Origin of the sequence: Halovivax sp. (assembly GCA_007119345.1) — an archaeon.
Classification (GTDB): domain Archaea; phylum Halobacteriota; class Halobacteria; order Halobacteriales; family Natrialbaceae; genus Halovivax.
Genome location: SKPV01000232.1, coordinates 1 through 7,814 on the forward strand (window position 1 = coordinate 1; position 7,814 = coordinate 7,814).

Annotated in this window: 6 protein-coding genes and 2 pseudogenes; 3 read left to right on the forward strand and 5 right to left on the reverse strand. The window is 69.6% G+C overall.

Annotated features, from left to right (window positions below; all coding sequences use genetic code 11):
* Both QZT59_RS15945 and QZT59_RS15950 read right to left on the reverse strand, forming a co-directional pair.
* Window positions 1-412 (reverse strand): annotated as a pseudogene (locus QZT59_RS15945) (hypothetical protein); the annotation flags it as partial.
* Window positions 413-683: 271 nt separating this feature from the next.
* Entirely contained in the window at window positions 684-1,982 is a 1,299-nt protein-coding gene (locus tag QZT59_RS15950) for an amidohydrolase (RefSeq protein WP_290818627.1), read from the reverse strand.
* A 238-nt stretch (window positions 1,983-2,220) separates the two neighbouring features.
* Between QZT59_RS15950 and QZT59_RS15955 the strand changes: the two genes are divergently transcribed.
* From QZT59_RS15955 to QZT59_RS15965, 3 genes are all read left to right on the forward strand, one after another.
* Window positions 2,221-3,552, forward strand: coding sequence for an FAD-binding oxidoreductase (locus QZT59_RS15955; RefSeq protein WP_290818629.1), 1,332 nt, complete (start codon window positions 2,221-2,223; stop codon window positions 3,550-3,552).
* Window positions 3,553-3,625: 73 nt separating this feature from the next.
* Window positions 3,626-4,933 carry an MFS transporter gene (locus QZT59_RS15960; protein ID WP_290818631.1) on the forward strand — a complete coding sequence of 436 codons (1,308 nt, stop codon included), beginning with the start codon at window positions 3,626-3,628 and terminating at the stop codon, window positions 4,931-4,933.
* A gap of 158 nt (window positions 4,934-5,091) precedes the next feature.
* On the forward strand, window positions 5,092-5,607 hold the full coding sequence (locus QZT59_RS15965) for a quercetin 2,3-dioxygenase (protein ID WP_290818633.1): 516 nt from the start codon (window positions 5,092-5,094) through the stop codon (window positions 5,605-5,607).
* Window positions 5,608-5,715: 108 nt separating this feature from the next.
* Here QZT59_RS15965 and QZT59_RS15970 read toward each other — a convergent pair whose 3' ends face one another.
* The 3 genes and pseudogenes from QZT59_RS15970 to QZT59_RS15980 form a co-directional block, all read right to left on the reverse strand.
* Window positions 5,716-6,033, reverse strand: coding sequence for a hypothetical protein (locus QZT59_RS15970; RefSeq protein ID WP_290818635.1), 318 nt, complete (start codon window positions 6,031-6,033; stop codon window positions 5,716-5,718).
* Complete coding sequence (locus tag QZT59_RS15975) at window positions 6,033-7,493, reverse strand: sodium-dependent transporter (protein ID WP_290818637.1); 1,461 nt, start codon at window positions 7,491-7,493, stop codon at window positions 6,033-6,035. Before QZT59_RS15975 ends, QZT59_RS15970 begins: the two co-directional genes overlap by 1 nt.
* Before the next feature lie 61 nt (window positions 7,494-7,554).
* A pseudogene (locus QZT59_RS15980) lies at window positions 7,555-7,814 on the reverse strand (hypothetical protein); the annotation flags it as partial.

The window sequence follows — 7,814 nt, forward strand, 5'->3', positions numbered from 1 at the left end:
CGTTGAACTCGACGTTCACCATGCGGTACTCGGAGCCGGCGAGGCGCTGTTCGCCCTTGCCGACGCCCTCGGCGAGCATGTCCTTGAACGGCGTGTAGTAGCCCATCGTGCCGAGGTGGAGGAACGCCAGCGTGTCGGTGATCCCCCTGGTGTAGGCGTCGCGGTCCTCGTCGTCGGGGTCGAACACCGTCTTCCGGTCGCGCTCCTCGAGGTACTCGAAGAGGATGGAGAAGTCGAGGATGGCGTTGCGAACGCGGCGACGGATCCGGTTTCGCTTCTGCTTTTTCGAGTGCTCGGTGTAGTCGGTCTTCCGACCGAGGAGGAAGTCGCGATCGGAGGGCGTGAGGACCCCGCGCGGCCGGTCGGGATCGGCCGCCGTCTGCAGGTCGTCAGGAACCTCTTCGTAGGTCATACACAGTATACGTGTACTCCCGAAAGTAACCCTTGCGGTACGGGCCATCCGTGCACCGTTTCCGTTCGGGACGAAACGAGGCCGGTCGAGCCCGTTGCGGTCCGTTTCGGGCGGATGCCCTTCGACCCGTCTCCGGCCGGACCGGTTCGGTCGGCACGCTCCGCCGGGCCGTAGCCGCGTCCGCCGGGCTCGTCGGCGGTTCGCGTAAACGGATTTCGAACGAGTCGAGTTCCCCACTGCGTCGGCTCGGCCGAGCTCGACCCGTCCGCCCCTACCGCCCGACGGCGACCGGCTGGCGTCTGCCGACCTCGGCGACGGCGTCGGCGAGGAGCTCGACGCCGATCGCGAGGCTGCGTTCGTCGACGTCGAACGTCGGCGTGTGGTGGCTCGTCGGGTGGTCCGTGCCGACGATCAGGTACGTCGCCAGCCCGCCTCCCGCCTGGACCGCCCGCATGAGGAAGGTGGCGTCCTCGCTCGCGCCGAACTCCGCCGAGGGGAGCACCTCCTCGACCCCTCGGACGCCCGTCGCGACGTCCTCGAGCAACTCGCTCAGCTCCGGGTCGCTGTCGGCCCGGGGCGACTCGCCGGTGACCCGGAGCGCGACGTCGCAGTCGTGCATCTCGGCGGCGGCGTAGCAGATCCGCTCGAGCTCGGTCCGGGCGTACTCCATGAGCGCGGTCGTCTCGCCGCGCACCTCGCCGTGGACGGCGATCTCCTCGGCGATCACGTTGCTCGCGGTGCCGCCCTCGACGCGGCCGACGTTGACGCGCGTCTTCCCGTCTCGGTGACGGGGGATCGCGTAGGCGTTCTGGACGGCGGTCGCCATCGCCTGCATGGCGTTGGCGCCCTCGTTCGGCGCCCTCCCCGCGTGGGCGCTCGCTCCCTCGAACGTGGCGGTGAGGTGAGCCATCGCCAGGGGCTTCTCGACCCCGGCGACGACGGTCCCCGTCGGGTGGTCCAGCCCGACGTGGAGCGCCAGCAGGTAGTCGACGTCGTCGAGGTGGCCGCTCTCGGCCATCGCCTTCCCGCCGCCGGCGAGCTCCTCGCCGGGCTGGACGAAGAGTTTGAAGGTTCCCTCGAACTCCCCGTGTTTCACCGCTTCCAGGGCGCCGAGGGCCATCGCGAGGTGGGCGTCGTGCCCGCAGGCGTGCATGTACCCCTCGTGCTCGGACCGAAACCCTTCGTCCGCGGGGCGGTGGCCGGGCTCGTTCGACTCGCGCATCGAGATGGCGTCCATGTCGACGCGCAGGCCGACGGTCGGCTTCGCTCCTTGCGCGAGCGTCGCGACGACGCCGGTGTGGCCGCCGTCGGTCGCCTCGAGCACCGCCTCGTCCGCTCCGTTCGCCCGCGCGCGCTCGCGCCAGAAGGCGAGCTCCGCCTCGTCGGGGACGGCCATCCGGTGGTCGGCGGAGAGGGCGTCCCGACCCACGGCGATCTCGTCGACGCCGATCCGCTCCAGTTCCGCCACGACGCGATTCGTCGTCCGGAACTCGCACCAGCCGGGCTCGGGATGACGGTGGAACGCCCGGCGGAGCGCTGAGAGACGGTTTCGAACGTCGTGTGATACCATATTCCGGACGGACGGCGCGACGACACTTAATCGTGAGCGAGAATTGTTGGATCTCCGCGGGTATCGGTCGCGACCGCGTCCGGGTTCCCCGCCCGTCGCCGTTCGCGGCCGACGCGTTCGAGGCCGACCGACCGTCCCCCTCGGTCGATGCGACCGCTCGCGAGATCCGCCGGCGACCGCTCGCGAGATCCGGGCGACCACCCTGCTCAAGTTCCTCCGCCGCGAACTCGCGGTCGTAATGTCCGACGCGACCGGCGAAACCGACCTCCCGGACCGCACCGACGTCGCGGTCGTCGGCGGCGGGATCATGGGGACCGCGACCGCGTACTTCCTCGCGCGCGATAGCGATCTCGACGTGACCCTCCTGGAACGCGACCGGCTCGCCGCCGGCTCGACCGGAGACTCCTCGGCGATCCTGCGTCACCACTACGGCGACCAGGCGATCTACACCGACGCGGCCTGGTGGAGCCACCGGTTCTTTCGGGACTTCGCGGCGGAGACCGGCGCCGCGCTGGCCTACGACGACAGCCCGCTCGTCCGCTTCGCCGACGAGGGGAGCGCCGGCGGTCGATACGCGGCGGCCGGCTACGACGTCCTCGACGAGCGAGACATCCCCGTCTCCCGCCACGAGGCCGACGAACTTCCGGATCGGTACCCGATGTACGAGGGCGCCGACTACGACTTCGCCGTCAGCGACGACGCCGCGGCGTACGCCGACGGCACCGACGCGGCGCTCGGATTCGCCCGCGGGGCGGCCGACCGGGGCGCCAGGGTCGTCACGGGGGTCGCCGTCGAGGCGATCGAAACCGCGGGCGGCGGGAATGACGGAACGACCCGTCGGGACGTCGACGCCGCGGCGGCCGTCGACCGCGAGGCGACCGAATCGGCGGCCGTCGACCACGAGGCGACCGAATCGGCCGCGGACGGCCGCGTCACCGGCGTTCGAACCGACCGCGGGACCGTCGCCTGCGACGCCGTCGTCGTCGCCGCGGGCCCCTGGACCCCCGACCTCGCCGAGACCGTCGGCGTCGAGATTCCGATCACGCCGGTGCGCGAACAGATCCTGCTGCTCGACCCGCCCGCCGACTACGCCGACGCCTATCCGGAACTGACGCCGACCACGAGCCTCCCCGGCGGCCAGTGGTACGTCCGCCCCGACTTCGGCGAGGGGATCCTCGTCGCCACGCACCGTCACGCCGAGGCGACGGATCCCGACGATTACGACGACTCCCCGGACGAGGAGACGATCCTCGAACTCGTCGACACGTTGGCCGAGCACGTCCCCGGGCTCGCCGACGCCGGCATCAAGGGCAGCTACTGCGGCGTCTACTCGACGACGCCCGACCACGACTTCGTGATCGACGCGGCGGGTCCCGAGGGGTGCTACTGGTGCTGTGGCTTCTCCGGTCACGGATTCAAACACGGTCCCGCCGTGGGGAAGCTGACCGCCGGATTAGTGCTCGGCGAGGAGCCACGACTGGGCGACGTCGAGATCGATCTCGAGTACTTCTCGCTGGATCGGTTCGCGGAGGATCCGGACGGGCACGGCCGGCCGGACGACTACATCTGAACCGGCCCGACCACCGTTCCGGTCGCGTCCGTTTTCGCCACGTATAACGGCCCCTGCCGAAAACCCACGAGAAATGTCGAAGACGCCCGTCCGCGGCTCGCCCCGTCGCGGCCTCGCCGCCGCCACGTTCGGCTTCTTCATCGGCTTCGCGGGCGTGGTGGTCTACGGCCCGGCGGCGAGCGAGTTCGAGGAGGCGATGGGGCTGTCGGGAATCATGCTGGGACTGCTCGTCGGGGCGCCCAACCTGATCGGCTCGCTCCTGCGGATTCCGTTCGGCGCGTGGACGGACGACGTTGGGGCCCGGAAACCCTTCCTGATCCTGCTGGGGCTCTCGATCGTCGGCATGGCCGGCCTGTCGGCGATCCTCGTCCTCTGGTACCCCGACGGACTCACGATCGAGCTCTACCCCGCGATCTTCCTGTTCGGGGCGCTTTCCGGCTGCGGCATCGCCACCTTCTCCGTCGGCAGCGCCCAGACCGCCTACTGGTACCCCGCGGACCGGCAGGGGACCGCGCTGGCGGTCTTCGCGGGCCTGGGCAACAGCTCGCCGGGGATCTTCACCGTCGTCATCCCCGTCGCGCTGGCGGTTCTGGGGCTGACGACGACGTACGTCGTCTGGCTGGCGTTCCTCGTCGTCGGGACGGCGATCTACGCGACGATCGCCGTCGACCCGTACTCCTTCCAGCTGCGCGCGCGGGGACTCGGCCCGGATCGGGCGCGGAGGCGGGCCGAGGCGCTCGGTCAGGAGCTGTTCCCCGGCGGTGACGCCGTCGGCTCGATCGAGGACGCGGCCTCGCTGAAGCGGACCTGGGCGCTCGTCGCGCTCTACTTCACCTCATTCGGCGGATTTTTGGCGCTGACGGTCTGGCTCCCCTCCTACTGGACGTCGCTGCACGGGATCGAGGCGCGGACGGCGGGCGTGCTCACCGCGGTCGGGTTCATCCTCCTGGCGACGTTCGTCCGGATCCCCGGCGGCGCGCTGAGCGACCGCGTCGGCGGCGAGCGCGCCGCGACCGCGAGCTTCGCCGTCGTCGGTCTCGGCGCGATCTGCATGATCCTCACCCCCCGGATCGGGGCCCTCGCGAGCGAGTTCGGGGTCGCGCTCGTCGGGATGATCCTGCTGGCGACCGGCATCGGGGTGGCCAACGCGGCGACCTTCCAGCTGCTCCCGCTGTACGTCCCCGACGCCGTCGGCGGCGCCTCCGGCCTGGTCGGCGGCCTGGGCGCCTTCGGCGGCTTCGTCGTGCCGCCGATCCTGGGGGTCTTCGTCGACGTCTACGGCGTCACCGGCTACGCGACCGGATTCGTCGTCTACCTCGGCCTGGCGACGATCGGGGTCGCGCTCTCGGTCGGGCTGTACGCGACGGTCGAGGAGGGATGAGCCGACGGTCGGCAACGGCCGCCCCGACGCCTCCGTCCGAGCGAGAGCGGACGCCGCGACCTGCGCGGCAGTGGACCTGTCCGCCGACACGACCGGGCGGATCGCCTGAGAAATCCGTTATCCCCTCCGGCGGAGTATGGGTAGCGGTGACACACGAAATGACTTCACTAGCAACCGCACAGCCGTTCGTTCTCGGCCCCGAGGAGGGTGAGCCCTACTGGTTCGTCGGAACGTTGACGATAATCAAGGCGACCGGCGAGACGACCGACGGTTCGTTCTCGATGGTCGAACAGCTGGCGCCGCCGGGCATCTCGCCGCCGCTGCACGTCCACCACGAGGACGACGAGCTGTTCTACGTCCTCGAGGGGACCGTCGAGTTTCAGGTCGGTGACGACCGACTCACGGCCGGGCCCGGATCGACCGTCTACGGTCCCCACGGCGTCCCGCACACCTATCTGACGACCACGGAAGCGCGAATGCTCGTCGTCACCCACGAACCCGGCTTCGAGGGAATGTTCGCCGAGGTCGGCCGTCCGGCCGAATCCTGGACGATTCCGGAGGAACCGCCGAGCGAGGCAGAGATCGAACGCATCCACGAGGTCGCCGACGAGTACGGCTTCGAACTGCTCGGTCCGCCGCTGGAACTCGAGGACCGATCGGCGACGGAGTCGTGATCCGACGCGGATCTCCCGGTGACTTGGAGCGTCGGTCCCGCGATACCCGCCCGCTCCTCGCCGGCGAATAGCCGTCCGGTATCCCGGACGAGAATCTCGGCGGAGTCCTCAGACCCGCTCTAGCGCGGCGACCTCCTCGTCGCTCCAGTCGTAGTAGTGGCGGTCGGTCTCCCGGAGCGTCTCGACGCACTCGTTGTAGGCCGCGCGGGCGTCGTCGGCGAGGGGATCGTCGGGGTTCTCCTCGATCCACTCCCGCAGGTCCGAAAGCGCCCGCGGCGAGTAGGTGTCCAGTCGATCCTGGTGTCGGAGGAGCTCGACCTTCTCGCCTTCCTGGGCCAGCGTGCGGACGAGCGCCCAGGTCGCGACGCCCCAGAACGCCAGCAGGGTGAACGCGAGCATCGCGAGCACCTCGATCGTGAGCGCCATCAGTCGTCACCTCCGGCGACCTCGGGACCGCCCGTCGGTTCGGGGCCGCGATCGACGATCCGCATCGCGACGTAGCCGATGACGGGGAACGTCACGAGGACGACCATCCCGCCGATCATCTCGGTGGTGCCGAAGTTCTCGTAGGCGAAGAACGCCATGATGAAGACCATCACGGCGGGGATGACGAACTTGATCACCGGGTTCCACCACCGGCCCACGTAGATGCCGCTGTTGCGGTTGACGGCGAGCACGCGGAGCTTCTCGGGTCCGAGCGCCCAGCCGATGATGCCGATGATCATCAGCGTCGCCAGCGGCAGCCCCCAGTTGCCGAAGACGAAGTCGAGGTAGTCGAGGACGTCCACGGAGTAGGCGCTCGGAATTCCGAGCAGCCAGATCGCCCCGCAGACGCCCAGGACGGTCTGGGTTCTCGAGAGGCGGGTCTCCTCGGAGACCGTCGTCACGCTCACCTCCGTGATGAGGATGCCGGAGGTGAACGTGGCGAGGAAGAAGCCGACGAAAAAGAGGATCGCGACGACGCCGCCCAGGGGGATCTCGGGGAAGACCTGGACGAGCGAGACGAACGCCAGCCCGGCGCCCGCGTCGGGTTCGACGCCGACGGCGAAGACGATCGGGAAGATCGCCAGCGCCGCCAGGATGCCGATGCTCGACTCGCCGATGGCGGTGAAGACGCCCCCGCCGAGCGGGACGTCGTCGTACTCCCGGAGGTAGCTGCCGACCGTGAGCGCGATCCCCCAGCCGAGGCCGGTCGAGAACAGCGCCTGGCCCAGCGCGGTGATCCAGGTGTCGCTGTAGGTCAGGTAGACCCAGTCGACGCCGAAGGTGAAGGCGATCCCCTCGCTCGCGCCGTCGAGGGTGAGCCCCCGCACGGTCATGACGACGAGCGCGATCACGAGCGCCGGGACGGCGTAGACGACGAGTCGCTCGACGCCGCGACGGATCCCCAAAATCAGGATCGCCGCGATCGAGCCCATCACCACGGTGTGCAGGCCGATCATCAGCGCCGCGTTGCCGAACAGGTCGGTCATGAACGCCTCGGCTTCGAAGCCGGTGGCGGTGAAGGTAAACAGCAACGAGTTGAGCGCGTACCAGAGCGTCCAGGCGATCACGGGCGAGTAGTAGCTCATCAGCGCCACGTTCACGAGCAAGACGACGACGCCGAGTCCGACGATCCCGCCGCGTCCGAGCACGTCCCGGAACGCCCCGATGACGCCCTTGCCGGTGTACCGACCGAGGGCAACTTCGGCCATCAACCCCGGGACGGCGAGCAGGAACAGCAGCACGAGGAACGCGACGACGAACGCGCCGCCGCCGTTGTTCCCCATCACGTACGGGAACCGCCAGATGTTCCCGGCGCCGACCATCGCGCCGATCATCGCCATGAGGAACCCGAACCGGGTGCCCCACTCGGCCCGGGCCGTCTTCGTCGGAACGTCTGCCATGGGTGGGTCTAGCTGTCACGCCAACGCTCGACGACGTATAGCTTGCGCTATATCCGATCGCTCACGGCGTCGAACGTCGAGGAACGACGTCGTGGTCGGGTCCGCTCCCGGGCCGTTCGTCGCAACCCCCGTGACCCGGATAGTCCCGCTCGAACCGGTCCTCGATCGCTCCCGCGTCGAGCTGGACGATCACGGGGCGGCCGTGCGGGCAGGCGTACGGGTTGTGACAGTCGTCGAGCGCCGACAGGAGGTCGAGGACCGACCCCTCGGCGAGCGAGGTGTTGCCCGTGATCGAGGGGTAACACGCCAGGTCGCCGAGGA